At 34.2% G+C, this 15,305-nt stretch carries 13 protein-coding genes and 1 pseudogene; 4 read left to right on the top strand and 10 right to left on the bottom strand.

All coding sequences use genetic code 11. The features are described 5' to 3' along the window. Positions 1 to 2: 2 nt before the first annotated feature. Positions 3 to 965: a lipopolysaccharide heptosyltransferase RfaC gene (gene rfaC, locus Q0K76_RS09405; RefSeq protein ID WP_294614879.1), complete on the top strand. Its 963-nt coding sequence runs from the start codon at positions 3 to 5 to the stop codon at positions 963 to 965. Between the two features lie 44 nt (positions 966 to 1,009). Then, positions 1,010 to 1,210 (top strand): YaeP family protein, encoded by a 201-nt coding sequence (locus Q0K76_RS09410; protein WP_294614882.1) that lies wholly within the window; start codon positions 1,010 to 1,012, stop codon positions 1,208 to 1,210. On the opposite strand, the gene Q0K76_RS09415 is transcribed toward Q0K76_RS09410, so the two are convergent. The 5 genes and pseudogenes from Q0K76_RS09415 to Q0K76_RS09435 form a co-directional block, all read right to left on the bottom strand. Beyond that, positions 1,203 to 2,609, bottom strand: coding sequence for a heavy metal sensor histidine kinase (locus tag Q0K76_RS09415; protein WP_294614886.1), 1,407 nt, complete (start codon positions 2,607 to 2,609; stop codon positions 1,203 to 1,205). The genes Q0K76_RS09410 and Q0K76_RS09415 overlap by 8 nt on opposite strands. After that, positions 2,596 to 3,282: a heavy metal response regulator transcription factor gene (locus Q0K76_RS09420; protein ID WP_294614889.1), complete on the bottom strand. Its 687-nt coding sequence runs from the start codon at positions 3,280 to 3,282 to the stop codon at positions 2,596 to 2,598. Before Q0K76_RS09420 ends, Q0K76_RS09415 begins: the two co-directional genes overlap by 14 nt. Before the next feature lie 358 nt (positions 3,283 to 3,640). After that, positions 3,641 to 4,741 carry a tRNA (uridine(54)-C5)-methyltransferase TrmA gene (gene trmA / locus Q0K76_RS09425; RefSeq protein ID WP_294614892.1) on the bottom strand — a complete coding sequence of 367 codons (1,101 nt, stop codon included), beginning with the start codon at positions 4,739 to 4,741 and terminating at the stop codon, positions 3,641 to 3,643. Between the two features lie 353 nt (positions 4,742 to 5,094). Further along, a pseudogene (locus Q0K76_RS09430) lies at positions 5,095 to 5,421 on the bottom strand (autotransporter outer membrane beta-barrel domain-containing protein); the annotation flags it as partial. Then, entirely contained in the window at positions 5,393 to 5,962 is a 570-nt protein-coding gene (locus Q0K76_RS09435) for a hypothetical protein (protein WP_294614898.1), read from the bottom strand. The pseudogene Q0K76_RS09430 and the gene Q0K76_RS09435, both read right to left, overlap by 29 nt. 217 nt (positions 5,963 to 6,179) lie before the next feature. Between Q0K76_RS09435 and Q0K76_RS09440 the strand changes: the two genes are divergently transcribed. Further along, positions 6,180 to 7,100 carry an L-lactate dehydrogenase gene (locus tag Q0K76_RS09440; protein ID WP_294614900.1) on the top strand — a complete coding sequence of 307 codons (921 nt, stop codon included), beginning with the start codon at positions 6,180 to 6,182 and terminating at the stop codon, positions 7,098 to 7,100. A gap of 191 nt (positions 7,101 to 7,291) precedes the next feature. Continuing rightward, on the top strand, positions 7,292 to 8,176 hold the full coding sequence (locus Q0K76_RS09445; RefSeq protein ID WP_294614903.1) for a DUF1853 family protein: 885 nt from the start codon (positions 7,292 to 7,294) through the stop codon (positions 8,174 to 8,176). A 368-nt stretch (positions 8,177 to 8,544) separates the two neighbouring features. On the opposite strand, the gene Q0K76_RS09450 is transcribed toward Q0K76_RS09445, so the two are convergent. The 5 genes from Q0K76_RS09450 to Q0K76_RS09470 all read right to left on the bottom strand — a co-directional run bounded on the left by Q0K76_RS09450 (position 8,545) and on the right by Q0K76_RS09470 (position 15,293). Beyond that, positions 8,545 to 9,423 carry a hypothetical protein gene (locus Q0K76_RS09450; RefSeq protein ID WP_294614906.1) on the bottom strand — a complete coding sequence of 293 codons (879 nt, stop codon included), beginning with the start codon at positions 9,421 to 9,423 and terminating at the stop codon, positions 8,545 to 8,547. 39 nt (positions 9,424 to 9,462) lie between these two features. Then, a complete protein-coding gene (locus tag Q0K76_RS09455) occupies positions 9,463 to 10,443 on the bottom strand; it encodes a Gfo/Idh/MocA family oxidoreductase (RefSeq protein WP_294614909.1) in 981 nt (326 codons plus the stop codon). A gap of 401 nt (positions 10,444 to 10,844) precedes the next feature. Beyond that, a complete protein-coding gene (gene ilvA / locus Q0K76_RS09460; protein WP_294614912.1) occupies positions 10,845 to 12,386 on the bottom strand; it encodes a threonine ammonia-lyase, biosynthetic in 1,542 nt (513 codons plus the stop codon). A gap of 2 nt (positions 12,387 to 12,388) precedes the next feature. Next, on the bottom strand, positions 12,389 to 14,239 hold the full coding sequence (ilvD, locus tag Q0K76_RS09465; protein ID WP_294614915.1) for a dihydroxy-acid dehydratase: 1,851 nt from the start codon (positions 14,237 to 14,239) through the stop codon (positions 12,389 to 12,391). 124 nt (positions 14,240 to 14,363) lie between these two features. Further along, the gene (locus Q0K76_RS09470) at positions 14,364 to 15,293 is read right to left on the bottom strand and encodes a branched-chain amino acid transaminase (protein WP_294614917.1); all 930 of its coding nucleotides are present in this window, start codon (positions 15,291 to 15,293) and stop codon (positions 14,364 to 14,366) included. Positions 15,294 to 15,305: the final 12 nt, after the last annotated feature.

A 15,305-nucleotide genomic window follows, 5' to 3' on the forward strand; every position in this document is an offset into this window, starting at 1 on the left:
TTATGCGCATACTTGTCGTTAAAACCTCATCAATGGGTGATGTACTGCATACCTTACCGGCTTTAACAGATGCGGCAAATTGTTTAGCCAATGTCACTTTTGATTGGGTAGTTGAAGAAAATTTTGCTCAAATTCCTAGTTGGCATTTTGCTGTCGAGAATGTCATCCCGGTTGCTATTAGGCGCTGGCGAAAAAATTGGTTTGCTAAGCAAACTCGCCACGAACGCCACCAATTTATTCAATGTCTAAGGCAAACAGAATATGATTGTATTATTGATGCTCAAGGATTGATAAAAAGTGCTTTTCTTATCACCCGCAAAGCTCGTGGTATCAAACATGGATTAGATCGTAAAAGCATCAAAGAACCCATTGCTAGTTGGTTTTATGACATTAAGCACCCTGTGCCCAAACAATTACATGCTATTGAGCGAGTCAGGTTATTATTTGCCGCAAGTTTAAACTATACTTGCCCAACTACTATGGGTGATTATGCCATTGCTCGTCATTTTTTATCGGCATTACCAAGCGATAACCAACAATATTTAATTTTTTTGCATGCCACAACGCGAGATGAAAAACATTGGACGGAAGAAGCTTGGCGCCAATTAATTAGGATAGTAGAACCTAGTGGTTTAAAAATTAAATTACCATGGGGAGCACCGCACGAACACGAGCGAGCTATCCGCTTGGCACAGAATTTTAGACATGTTGAAGTATTGCCCAAACTTTCACTTTCTCAAGTGGCAACCGTTATTGCTGGTGCGAAAGCTGTCGTTTCGGTCGATACTGGCTTAAGTCACTTAACTGCGGCATTGGATCGACCAAATATTACTTTATTTGGTGAAACTGACCCACAATTGATTGGTGGGTATGGTAAAAATCAATACAGTATTATATCGCCAAGTAAAAGCATGCAAACTATTACCGCCGAGCAAGTTTATCAAAAATTGAAAGATTTTTTATAATGATTATTTAAATTTCATGGCTTAATTAATAAGGAGTCGACAGAGTGGATAAATATTGTGAGCTTATTCGTGAAAAGTATGCACAAATTGGTAGTAATGACCTTGGTTATATTGAAGATGCATTAAATGCTGTTATGCAGGTACTTGATGAAGTCGTGCGTGATGAACAAGTACCTGAGCAGTTAAGACATAAAGCCGCTTATGCAGCGGCAAATTTATTAATGAGTGATTTTGAGGTCAATTAATAGTCGGTAAATTAATAACAAACCGAGTGGATTGGTCATCTGATTCGACATAAATGCTACCTTTATGGGTTTCAATAATTGATTTAACGATTGCCAAACCAATACCTGCACCTGAACTATTTTTATTGCCCTCACGATGGCGTGATTCATCGACTCGATAGAAACGATCAAAAAGGTGAGGTAAGTCTTTACTGTCAATCTTATTACCTGGATTAGAGATGATTATTTTTACCCTTTTGTCAGTTATTTGACTTAAAGCAATAATGATTTTTTCATTCTCAGGTGTATAACGAATGGCATTGGACAAAATATTACTTATTGCGCGTCCTAACATCATTTTATCACCTTGAATATGCGAACAATTACCTTCAATACTAAAAGTGATATTTTTTTCATCGGTAAGTGGTTCAAAATACTCACACATCATTAAAATCATTTTATGTAAATCAATATCAATTAAGTTTGGAACCAATTGTCGATTATCCGCTTGTGCTAAAAAAAGCATATCTGATATCATTTGTGACATCCTTTCATATTCTTCTAAATTGGAATATAGAATCTCCCGATATTCATATGTTGACCTGGCATTGTTTAACACAATTTGCGTTTGCGTAGTTAAATTAGTAATAGGCGTGCGCATCTCGTGCGCAATATCTGCAGTAAAATTGCGTTGTCGATGAAAAACATCTTCCATACGATTAAGCATATTATTGAAGGCTTTAACTAAGCTAACATATTTAATTGGTACTGATGATGTAGAAATACGGTAATTAATGCTTTTCAAATTAATACGTTCTATTTTCTTAATTAAACGATTAATCGGCTTTTGGGTAAAATAGATGGTAATTAGTGATCCTACTAAAGCTAGTATACAGGCAATGGCTATTAGTATGCCCAAACCATGTCTCAATCGACTTATAAATTCAAGTTGTAAGTCACGACCAACAGCAACAATAGTAATATACTGTTTATCTTCATCAATAATAAGTTTTGAAGCAGCAATTCGATAAGAAGAGTTATTCATATCGGAAATTGCCGTAGTATGATCAGCAATAATTTTTTCAAAAACGGCAGATTTTAAAGCTATAGCTAAATTTGGTCCTCTCGTGCGGTATACTATTTTTCCTGCATCGTCAATAATATAAACAAATAAACGGTGGTGCCCAGTCAGAATTAATAATAGATTCTGCAAAAATTCATCACGATTATCATCAGGAGAATAATAACACAACTCACGCTCTATCGAAGTAATGACAGAATTAAGTTCAGTTACATTTTGTTGAATTGAAAATTTTTCAAAAGAACGCTCAATAAGATAACTGAAACAGTAAAGCAACCCACAAGTTAGTAGGCAAACAATAATAGGTAAACGGAACGAAATTATATTATTCGACTTCATCCAATACATCTAATTTATAACCCATGCCACGAACAGTGTGAATTAGTTTCGGTTCAAATTCTGCATCTATTTTATTGCGTAATCGCCTAATTGCTACATCAATAACATTAGTATCGCTATCAAAATTCATATCCCATACTTGTGAGGCAATTAGCGAACGAGGTAAAACTTCACCTGGATAACGTAAGAAATATTCTAATAACAAGAACTCTTTATTCGTTAAATCAATACGTTTACCTGCACGTGTTACCGTACGTTTTGGCAAATCCATGACTAAATCGGCAATACTTAATTGATAATTGTTAACTTGCGGAACATTACGTCTTAATAAAGATTTGACTCTAGCTAACAGTTCAGCAAATGAAAAAGGTTTAACTAAATAATCATCAGCGCCTAAATTCAATCCTTTGACTTTGTCTTCGACGCTACCCATTGCCGTAAGTAAGATAATTTGCGTATCTTTACCTACCTCCCGAAGTGATTGTACTATTTTCCAACCAATAATATCAGGTAACATTACATCAAGAATAATTAAATCATAATCTTCGGTCATTGCTCTATGATATCCATCCAGACCATTATTAGTCAGATCGACAATGAATCCAGACTCCATTAAACCTTGACGAAGATACTCACCTGTTTTTTGTTCATCTTCAACAACTAACAATTTCATATTGAATATATCCTTTGCTATTTTATAAGGTTATCGAAATTGCATAATGCGCTAATAGAATATAGGAATAACTCAAATGCTAAGATGATAATTCAATGACTATTTTGTAATTTGCCAGCCATCAACCTGTTTGTTTGTATCTGTTATAGTAGCTACACAATGATTCATAAGGCTAGACAGTATTGTTTCATTGTTTTATTTCCTTTCATCCATTCCTTGCAATTTAATGCAACCCTAGTTCATCTAGGGTTTTTTTTTGCATATAGAAATGCTAATTTATTTATATACACGAAACAATAGCTAATTTGGTTTGAAGCATATTTATTTTAACAAAAATATCGCATTTTGAATACGTAAATCATTTATTTCTGCATAAGACTACGCCCGACTCAATATGATCTGTATAAGGAAACTGATCAAATAAGGCAAAATGTTTGATTTTATGTGTTGAACATAGTTGTTGTAAATTTTCATGTAATGTATGCATATTACATGAAATATAAATAATAGTTTGATAGTCCTTAAGTATATTTATAGTATTGCTATCCAGACCGCTACGAGGTGGATCAACTAGCACAGTATTACATTGATAATCATCTAGTTTAATGCCATTTAAACGTTTGAACTTACGTTCTTTTTTAATCGCACTAGTAAATTCCTCAGCTGATAAGCGTGCAATAATTAGATTATCAATATTATTTACCGCAATATTATGTTGTGCGGAATAAACCGAGACCTTAGCGATCTCAGTTGCAAGAACTTTACGGAAGTTTTGTGCCAAAGCGATTGAAAAATTACCATTACCACAGTAAAACTCTAGTAAATCACCCGATAACCCTTTAGTCACCGATATTGCCCATTCCAACATTTTAATATTTACTGAAGCATTTGGTTGAGTAAAACTGTTTTCGACTTGTCGATAATAAAACGTCTTACCCAATACTGACAGAGCTTCATCCACATAGTCAACATCCACTGGAATTTTTTGATTATTCGCTCGTCCGACCAAATTAGCATTGATGCCTTGTTCAGCTAATTGCTGTTTTAGAATTCTAGCTTGTGTAATCCATTCTTCACCTATTTTTTTATGATATAAAAGTGTGATTAACAATTGACCACTTAATGTTGAAAAATAATCAACTTGGAAAAGTAAATGCCGAAGCGTCTGGTTATGTTGTAAAAGTGGCACAATAGCCATCATTGCTTGGTTTATGAGCTTAGTTGCGTGCGGAAAATTATCAATGCGCACACGTTTTTTTGTCTTTTTATCATACATAATATGATAAAGATCTTCACCATTGTGCCACATCCTAAACTCAGCTCGCATTCGATAATGACTTATCGGTGAAGTATGTACGGTTATCTCAGGTATAGAAAAACTAGAAAAAAGTTTTTTTACAGCAATTATTTTATTTTCTAATTGTTCATTATAGGCATCAGTTGAAAAACATTGAGTCATATTGATTATTTGATTGTTATAAAATGTATATTGTTTATTAAAGGATTTTTAATTATCAGCAAAATATTACATAAAATTCTAGTGATAAAGCCACGTAATACTAATAATTAAATAGGTAACTAATGTAATTTATTAAGTTCAATTTTATCACAAACTGACAATCATATCCTAACTCCAACCTTCAATGAAAAAGAAAATAGTATGAGTGATAGAGAAGATTTGAGTGATTACTCGTAAATTGCTAACCAAGAAGGAGTATTGAAAATTTAAAATACACATCATTAAACCATAACAATGTGTATTTTATTCAATATTATCACTCGGGTGGTGATATGCCTTATAATAATGATAAGTTAGAAGGAATAACGATAACCACCGTTAACTTGTAATGAATCAAATTTATTACCAAGTGAGCTTTCTAAATCAAAATAGATAGTGTGTTTTTGATTAAGTTGCGAACTCACACCAACACCATTATTCCACCAGTTTCCTTTAAATGAATGGTTCTCTTTACTATTATTTAATTTATAGTAAGTATCACCATCAAATTCTCTGACAATTCCAGTTTTTACATAAACATTCAAATTATTATTCTCAGATTTAATTTCATAACCGAATGAGGCAGATGCACGACCAAGTATAGAATTATAGTCACCTAATTTGACTTTGAGCCCATTTGATTGCGGATTTACCATTAAAAATTAAGTTACCGCCAGACACAGAAATATCGCCTGTTATGTCTGCTTCTCCATTCAAAGTCAATGACGAATCACCAATACTAATGGCAGAAGAAGCGTTATTATTAATACGGTCAATAGCGGTTAGAGTCGTTTTTCCTTCAACTGTTACAGTAGTGTTTTCACCATTTAACATAATCGCAGTAATTCTATGATATCTTTGTGTAGGTTCTTGCATGTTAATGGTAAGGTCACCCTTAAAAATAGTGGTTGCCGGTGCATTATCGAGTGTGAAACCACTAAGTCCCTGTCCGCTTGAAATTTCTTCATTCATGGGATCATAGGCTGAAAGGTTTACATTGACATTTTTTTCGAATGTAGTATTACTGCCGGGTTTTATAACTATACCTTTGTTAGCAGTAATAGGAATATCAATTGTATCTTCATATATGTTAGTGCCTTGTAACTCTAGACCGGAAGGATAATCTTGTGCTAGGGATGATAAAGGTATAGCCAATATTAATCCCACGATTATTTTTTTCATTGGTTTAATTCCATTTAAAAAAATATTTTTTAAGGATAGAAATAATTTAGCAAATATATCGCTTAGTTTCAAAAAATAAAGTTAAAATGATTAAGAACTATTTATTTTTGTTAAAATTTAGCCTAAAAATGGTATATTTTTTCTATTATATAATCATAGATTGTTGATCAACTTATAATTTCCTTATTTTGTTAACTTAAAATAATAGGAGTTTTGTATGAAACTACGTAAAGTGATGATTATTGGTGTGGGCAATGTTGGTTCAACAACAGCTTATACCTTGGTTAACCGAGGGATTTGTGAAGAAATTGCGCTAGTAGATCTCAATAAAGAATTAGCATATGGACATGCTCAAGACTTGTTAGATGCGGCGGCCTATCGACAAAATATGATTAAGGTTAGTTTGCGTCAATCAACAGATTGTGCTGATATTGACATTGCTATTATTACTGTTACTTCTGGTCTTGCTCAAAAAAGTAGAGACGAGGAACTAGCAGGAACTTCCAAAATTGTTGCTAACATTGTGCCTAATATGATGAATAATGGCTTTAATGGGATTTTTTTGATTGCTACTAATCCTTGTGATGCGATTACTTATCAAGTTTGGAAATTATCGGGTTTACCTCACCATCGTGTAATTGGTACAGGAGTTTGGTTAGATACAGTCCGGTTACGTCGATTATTAGGTGAGAAGATGAATATCGGACCACAAAGTATTGATGCATTTATTGTCGGTGAACATGGTGATTCACAGTTTCCAGTTTGGTCGCATTCATCCGTGTATGGTATTCAATTAAATCAATTACAAAAAAATAAGATTGATTTTGACGATATAGGACTATCTGCTAAAAATAAAGGATTTGAAATAGTAAAATATAAGCACTGTACTGAGTATGGTATTAGCAGTACCATTACTGAAATTTGTCAACATATCTTTACTAATAGCCATCGGGCTTTAGCATTAAGTTGTATTTTGAATGGTGAATATGGTTATAAAAATGTGGCAATTGGCGTTCCCGCTATTTTAGATCAACATGGCATCAAAAAAATCATTGAACTTGATTTTTCTGATAATGAAAAACAGCAGTTTGCAACGAGTGTTAATATTGTAAAAGGCTATATAAGGCATATCAGCTAATTTAAATATATTTTTTGATAAGTTGTAGTAATTTACTATATAAAACTCACTGATTAATTCCAATTAAAGTAGCATTTTAAGCATCACTATAATACGCTTGTAAATTATTAAATAATATTATAATAAAATTTAATGAAAAATGGTGTATGCGTTAAGTGAATATAAGGATTATTTGAAAAAAGGATTTTTTTATGGAATATTCCTCAAAAACAATATGGTTACGTTTGAAAACGCCAATTGTACGTGATTTAGTTAGTTTACTAATAGGTCCTGCTCCCTGGTTATCGCCAAATGAGCTTCCTGTTTCAATACTATTAGGTGAAGACGGATTAGCATTTTTATATCAATTAGATGAAAACCCAGAAAGTTTGTATACATTTTGTAAAAATCATAGTGTAAATTTCATGCAATTGAAAATGTATTCTAAATTTTTACTCAGCTATTGGTTTTCGCATGCTCCTCACTGTCGTTTATTAGCTGATAATATTCCTATTGAAAATAAACAACAATCAATATCTGAGTCCAATTATATTGTTCAGTTTGATGACCGTATTTATTATTTAGAATTGGACTACACCGATTATTATAGTAGTTCATTCAATCCTGAGGATTTTTTTAAGCTTAATGGCGTTGGCAAGTTGCTTGATAATATTCAGAAAATCGATAATCAGCCAAAATTAGGCTATCCTTCAGTTGCGTTAAATATTATAAAAAAATTACGATTGGATCAAAACCAGTTACAATATGCAACTATTATTCGCGGAATGTTGTTTGTTCCTCGTACTGAACAACTTTTTATTTCTCGATTCAATCCATTAGCATGGCAAGGTTATTATTCTAAAGATTGGGATTTTTGGTTTCAATCGCGTGCTTATTTTTATGTGTTTCCAGGACATTTATCTTTAATCTCGCCAGTTAAGGTAAGTTATGAAAATATTGTTGATTTCAAGCAGGTTCAGCAAATTGAGCATGGTTTAGTTGCATGGTTGATACGAGGAGAAGACAATTATTGGTATGAAACAATTCGCATAATGAAAGTTGAGAATTTCGATATTCCACCCTTAATAAAAGGATGAAGCAACTACATTTGATAGTAAGTTGCTGAGAATTTATGTGCAGCGAACAAAATTGTAAAAAGCGTGTATGTACTTTATCAATAGTCTCACTTGATTAAGTATATACCATTAAGAATAATAATATTATTGATTTAAAATATTAATATAATGCCGATAAAGATAATATATTCCCCACCGATATAGGTGAACTTGAAATACGAAATAATAAAAATAATGAGACCTGATATTGTCATCTTGAAGCGCAAGGATCGCAGGATTTTATATTAAATAAATCAAGATGGTTTACTTGTTGCCTCAAAAAATAGCTATAAATTTTAACTATTTCCACTTCTTCCACTTAATATGGTGGGAACAATTATTTCTTAGTTTTAATCTTCAGTTATTATCTTGATTCTTTCTTTAAATTTTTTAAATTCAGCATTGCTTAAAAAATGATTATGAGATTGTTGTAAATACTGGGCAATTTTTTTATAAGTTATTAGATTTTCAGATACAGGAAAGCAATTGATATAATCATTGAATATGGCAACATCAGCAATATCAGCAAATTGTTGTTGTTCAATTTTATTCAAGTAGTTTTTTAAATTTTTAGTTTGGCAATTAATTGGATTTTCTTGTAACCAAAATTGTTTATCATGAAATTGATATGTTAAATTAGTACTCTTGGTATAATGGTAGTTATCATCTTTGACTTCGCGAATATAACCAAGCTCGTAATGAGCGTCAAGTTGGACATGAAATAATGCCTGATCAATTGAGGCGAAATAGGAGAATATATGATCTTCATGCCCCGTTGTTCCTGATAAAATCAGCTCATCTAAATATTGACCATTTTTATCAAAGGCATTAATTAAAGAAATATCATCGACAAAACCTTCACCTTCACTATCAAAGTTAAAATGGAACACGACAAATTTGATATCATCAATTTCAAAACGACCAATAGCCTTTAAATCTTTTAAAGTAAAATAACGATTGGTTTTATCTTCAGGATTATCATAATATCGGTAATCGTCTCCATCAAAATTAAAAAACTGACTATCTATATATTTTCCAGATGGCATATTTTTGATATCAATTGGCATGGATAATAGGGGTAAGCTTTGATAAAAACTATTAAAAGTGTCGAAATGCTCTCTTTTAGGTGGATTGGTAGAGTTTGTATCTAAATTAGCTAATGCTAAATTTGCACTTAAAAAATAGGTTAATACTGTAATTAATAAATGAGTGGATTTTAATTTTTTCATTGTTTCTATATTTCTAAAATGTTATTTTTTGTTGAAAAGTTACCCTTCATCAGAAGGAAAAGTAACGTTTGTTTGCTTTCTTATTTCTGTAAGTAATGTTGATGCTATTAAGGAATAGTCTAATCCTTTATGATTAATTTGTCGTTTTTTATAAAGCTTAGCAAAGGTTTCTGCTTCATAATACATTTCATTGCTGTTTTGTTTAACAGTGATATCTTTTTCCATGGCTTGTCTGGGTTGATAGCGAATTTGTTGGCAAACGGATAAATGGTTAATTATTAATGAACCGTTTTCTCCTTGAATTTCACTTGGGATATAGGAGTTACTTACTTTGGAATGCCAAATAATGACTTCAAAGTCGTCATAATTCATTAATACTGAACCATGCGCGTCAACACCAGATTGAAGTAAGCATGCATTTGCTGAGACACATGTTGGTTTTCCCCATAAGCCAATAGCAAAATTAAGCGGATATACACCAATATCCATTATTGAACCATTCGAAAATAACGGATTAAATGTATTGGGATTTTCGCCATTTAAATAACCAGGATAACGTGAAGAATATTGACAATAATTCAATAGTACTTTATGAATCTTACCGAGTTTGGGTAAATAGTCTTGTATTTGCTTAAAGTTAGGTAAATAGTAGGTTTTTAGTGCTTCAAAAATGATACGTTGCTGTTTGATGGCAATATCAATTAATGTTTTAGTTTGCTGTAAATTTGAAGTTAACGGTTTTTCACAAATTACATCTTTGCCATTTTCTAGCATCAATTTTGCTTGTTCAAAATGTAATGAATTAGGGCTGGCAATGTAAATTACATCTATTTTGGGGTTCTGAGCTAATTGAGCAAGATCGGTGTAAAGTAAATCAATATTATATTTTTGAGCAAACATCTGTGCTTTAGCAAAGCTGCGTGAGTATATTGCTGATAAATGATAATGTTTAGTTTGCAGTGCTGCTTCAATAAATTTGTCGGTGATCCAATTGGTCCCTATTATGGCTAATCTAATCATAGTTTGACATCACATTTAAAATGTATAGCTGAGCTGTTTTTTGTAAAGATGTTTCAGGTTAGCTATATGTTTAAGTATAAATTACCGTGTCTATAAGGCGGATATTTTGTTTATCTTAGCAAATTTTTTAAATATGCAATTTATTATTTAATACAAATTATTAGAGAATTAATATATTCTTTTTAATCAGTTAATACAACTTTGTTCGATGAAGTAAATCGTCTTTTGGTTTTCAACTTAAGCTGATAAAACTTGAAGTATCTTAGTACTATGATGAATAAAATAAGGCATTTAAGTGTGGTTAATTAACAATCGCATCAAATTGTGGTTATTAATCAAAATAGTTTTGTGAAAACGACTATTTGCTCTTATATATGAGATACAAATAGCCGTTACTAAAATTATGGTTGATTGGTTAAAAACAGTTTTAATGAAGGGTTTTTAGTTTCATTGTGAAAGCCGTACCCCAGTGCAGTTAAATGTTGATTAAACTCATCATTATTTTTGTCAGCGATTTCAAATGCGGCAAGGACTCGACCATAATCAGTACCATGACTACGATAATGAAACATTGAAATATTCCAATTGGTACCTAAGGTTTGTAAAAACTTAAGTAAGGCGCCTTGTGATTCAGGAAATTCAAAACTATAGACTTGTTCTTGAATTATTTTACATGGTTTGCCGCCAATCATATAACGGACATGTAGTTTAGCCATTTCATCATCCGTTAAATCTACAACTGAATAACCCGCAGCAGTTAATTCTTGCATAATTTCATCTTTTTCGTTACTTTTCGACGTTTTAACTCCCACAAAAATACAGGCGGATTGTTCATCATGATAGCGATAGTTAAATTCGGTGACAGAACGACCACCTAAGAGTTGGCAGAAGCTTAAAAAACTGCCTTTCTTTTCAGGAATGGTTACGGCCAAAAGAACTTCGCGTTTTTCACCTAGTTCACAACGTTCAGAAACATAACGTAAACTGTGGAAGTTTAAATTAGCACCAGATAAAATATGTGCTAAATTTTCACCGCGAATATTATGCTGTTCGATATATTTTTTTAGTCCCGCAAGTGCGACAGCACCGGAAGGTTCAGCTATCGCACGTACGTCATCAAACAGATCTTTAACTGCTGCACATATTTCATCACTATCAACAGTAACGATATCATCAATATATTGCTGACAAAGCCTAAAGGTTTCATCACCGATACGTTTAACAGCGACTCCTTCAGCAAACAAACCAACTCGGTCTAAATCTACCGGTTTACCAGCATCAAGAGCAGCTTTTAAGCATGCCGCATCTTCAGGTTCAACCGCAATAACTTTAATAGAGGGCATAATTTGTTTGATTAAAACGGCTACTCCAGCAGCCAGTCCCCCTCCACCAACCGGCACAAAAATGCGATCGAGTTTGGCATTTTGTTGTAATAGTTCCATAGCAATACTGCCTTGACCGGCAATAACCAGAGGGTGATCAAACGGTGGAATAAAAATACGATTTTGCTGTTTAACTAATTCTAATGCTTTGGCTTTTGCCTCATCAAAATTAGCGCCATAAAGTAGTACCTCACCACCGAAACTTTTGACTGCTTCAACTTTAATATCTGCGGTAGTTAACGGCATAACGATTAAAGAACTTATTCCTAATTTGCTGGCTGACAAAGCTACGCCTTGAGCATGATTTCCTGCTGAAGCGGCAATAACCCCTTGTTTTCGCTCTTCTTCATTCAAGCTAGCAATCATTGCTTGTGCACCACGAATTTTAAAGCTATGTACCAGTTGTCGATCTTCTCGTTTTACAAAAATTTGGTTATGTAATCTCGAGGAAATTTTTTCCATTTTTTCAAGTGGCGTGACTTGAGCCACATCATAAACGGCAGAACACAGCGTTGCTTTTAAATAATCTGCTCCCGTCATTTTATTGTCTTGTTGTTTCATTATTAGCCACCTAGTTTACTTTTGTCACGTACTGCACCTTTATCTGCGCTAGTTGCTAAACTGGCATAGGCTTTAAGTGCATATGAGACATAACGATCGCGATTATGTGGTGTAAATGCTTTATCCCCACGTTCAAGTTCTGCTATACGCCGACGTTCAAGTTCAGGAGTTGGTACATCTAAAACTAATTTACGGTTAGGAATATCAATATCAATGATATCACCATCGCGCACAAGGCCAATTAACCCACTATTGGCCGCTTCAGGAGAAATATGACCAATAGATAAACCGGAAGAACCACCCGAAAATCGACCATCAGTAATAAGTGCACATTTTTTACCTAGCCCCATCGATTTTAAATAACTGGTTGGGTAGAGCATCTCTTGCATGCCTGGTCCGCCTTTTGGTCCTTCATAAACAATGACAACCACATCACCTTCAACTACTTTTCCACCTAGAATTCCATCAACGGCATCTTCTTGGCTTTCAAATACTTTAGCTGGCCCCCGAAAAACCAGATTTTCGGCAGCAACACCAGCTGTTTTAACAATTGCGCCATCTAACGCAACATTGCCATATAATGTTGCAAGTCCACCATCTTGGCTATAAGCATGAGCTTTATCACGAATACAACCTTTTTCCCGATCGGCATCAAGTGAATCCCAATAACAATCTTGTGAAAATGCTTTGGTGGTACGAATGCCGGCAGGTCCGCTTCTGAACATTTTTTTTACTGTCTCATCCGTAGTTTGGGTAATATCATATTTTGCAAATGTTTCAGGTAAAGATAAGCCAAGTACATTATGTACATTGCGGTTAAGTAATCCCGCTTTATCCAATTCAGACATAATCGATACAACGCCACCTGCACGGTGAACATCTTCCATATGATAGATGGCAGTACTTGGTGCCACTTTACATAAATGTGGGACTTTACGAGAGAGTCTATCAATGTCTGACATGGTAAAGTCAATTTCACCTTCTTGGGCTGTCGCCAGCAGATGTAATACAGTATTGGTGGATCCCCCCATAGCAATATCTAACGACATGGCATTTTCATACGCAGCTTTGGTGGCAATTGAACGAGGAAGATACGATTCATCATCTTGTTCGTAATAGCGTTTAGTAATTTCAACAATACGTTTAGCCGCATTAAGAAATAATTGTTCACGTTGTTTATGAGTAGCAATGAGCGAACCATTACCGGGTAATGATAGCCCAAGGGCTTCAGTTAAACAGTTCATTGAATTAGCAGTAAACATACCAGAGCAAGAACCACAGGTTGGGCAAGCTGATTCTTCAATAGCTCTACTATCATCATCACTAACATTGGGATTGGCGCTTTGGATCATGGCATCAACCAGATCTAATTTGATAATTTGATCTGAGAGCTTGGTTTTTCCGGCTTCCATTGGTCCGCCAGACACAAAAATAGTTGGGATATTAAGGCGCAATGATGCCATTAACATTCCGGGAGTAATTTTGTCACAGTTTGAGATGCATATCATTGCATCAGCACAGTGGGCATTAACCATATATTCTACTGAATCAGCAATCAATTCCCTTGAGGGTAGAGAATAGAGCATTCCTCCGTGTCCCATCGCAATGCCATCATCAACAGCAATTGTGTTAAATTCTTTAGCAATACCACCAGATTCTTCAATTTGTTTAGCAACTAGCTGCCCAATATCCTTTAGATGGACATGGCCTGGTACAAATTGAGTAAATGAGTTAACCACAGCAATAATAGGTTTGCCAAAATCTTCATTTTTTACGCCCGTTGCGCGCCATAAAGCGCGGGCTCCTGCCATATTTCGACCTTCAATTGAGGTCGCCGAACGGTATTTAGGCATTTCTTGCTCCCAAGTTTTTATTATGCAAACGTTTGATTTTTATCAGTACGTAATTTGGTATAAACAATTAGATTTATATAATAAATATCCACCAAATTAGTTGGTGGATGCGAAATATTCGTTGTTATTTAACTGGATCTAACCAACCATATTTATCTTCGGTTTTACCATTAAATAAGCCAAAAAAGGTTTGTTGGATTTGTTTGGTGATAGGACCGCAACGCCCAATACCTATTTCAATACGATCAACACTACGAACTGGCGTGATTTCAGCAGCAGTTCCAGTCATAAATACTTCATCTGCTATGTAAAGTGATTCACGGGATAATGTTTGTTCACGAATTTCAATACCAAGATCACGAGCCAACGTTAATACGGCGTCACGTGTAATACCAGGAAGGGCAGAGGATGAAAGAACAGGTGTATATAAAATTCCATCTTTAATCACAAAGACATTTTCACCAGCACCTTCCGATAGATGTCCATGAACATCTAAAGCTAAACCTTCTTGAAATCCATTAGCTCGTGCTTCAGAACCAATCAATAATGAAGATAAATAGTTACCACCAGCTTTTGCTGCCGCAGGGATAGTGTTGGATGCAACTCGGTGCCATGACGAAACCATGGCATCAATTCCTTGATCTAATGCGTCTTCACCTAAATAAGCGCCCCAAGGGAAAGCAGCAATCATTACATCAGTGGTATAACCTTCAGGTGGATTTACTCCCATGCCAACATCACCAATAAATACTAATGGACGAATATAGGCACTGGTTAAATTATTTTTCTTGATAGTTTGGCGAGTGGCTTCCATGATTTCTTCAAGAGAATAAGGGACAGGAAAACGATAAATTTTGGCTGAATTTAATAATCTTTGTGCATGTTCTTTATGACGAAAGATTGCTGGCCCTTTATGCGTGTTATAACAACGAACACCTTCAAATACAGAGGTGCCATAATGCAAAGCATGAGACATTACATGTACTTTGGCATCACCCCAAGGAACCAATTTGCCATTAAACCAAATATAATCAGATTTTGCTGTAGAACCCATTTTATTTTCCTC

The sequence above is a fragment of the uncultured Gilliamella sp. genome (assembly GCA_945271295.1).
Taxonomy (GTDB): domain Bacteria; phylum Pseudomonadota; class Gammaproteobacteria; order Enterobacterales; family Orbaceae; genus Gilliamella.

Bases quoted from the DNA above. Each gene is read 5' to 3' on its own strand.
- trmA (WP_294614892.1), bottom strand. From the start codon at position 4,741: ATGACTCAATGTTTTTCAACTGATGCCTATAATGAACAATTAGAAAAT.
- Q0K76_RS09445 (WP_294614903.1), top strand. From the start codon at position 7,292: ATGGAATATTCCTCAAAAACAATATGGTTACGTTTGAAAACGCCAATT.
- Q0K76_RS09415 (WP_294614886.1), bottom strand. From the start codon at position 2,609: ATGAAGTCGAATAATATAATTTCGTTCCGTTTACCTATTATTGTTTGC.
- Q0K76_RS09455 (WP_294614909.1), bottom strand. From the start codon at position 10,443: ATGATTAGATTAGCCATAATAGGGACCAATTGGATCACCGACAAATTT.
- Q0K76_RS09450 (WP_294614906.1), bottom strand. From the start codon at position 9,423: ATGAAAAAATTAAAATCCACTCATTTATTAATTACAGTATTAACCTAT.
- Q0K76_RS09440 (WP_294614900.1), top strand. From the start codon at position 6,180: ATGAAACTACGTAAAGTGATGATTATTGGTGTGGGCAATGTTGGTTCA.
- Q0K76_RS09470 (WP_294614917.1), bottom strand. From the start codon at position 15,293: ATGGGTTCTACAGCAAAATCTGATTATATTTGGTTTAATGGCAAATTG.
- ilvD (WP_294614915.1), bottom strand. From the start codon at position 14,239: ATGCCTAAATACCGTTCGGCGACCTCAATTGAAGGTCGAAATATGGCA.
- Q0K76_RS09435 (WP_294614898.1), bottom strand. From the start codon at position 5,962: ATGAAAAAAATAATCGTGGGATTAATATTGGCTATACCTTTATCATCC.
- rfaC (WP_294614879.1), top strand. From the start codon at position 3: ATGCGCATACTTGTCGTTAAAACCTCATCAATGGGTGATGTACTGCAT.
- ilvA (WP_294614912.1), bottom strand. From the start codon at position 12,386: ATGAAACAACAAGACAATAAAATGACGGGAGCAGATTATTTAAAAGCA.
- Q0K76_RS09420 (WP_294614889.1), bottom strand. From the start codon at position 3,282: ATGAAATTGTTAGTTGTTGAAGATGAACAAAAAACAGGTGAGTATCTT.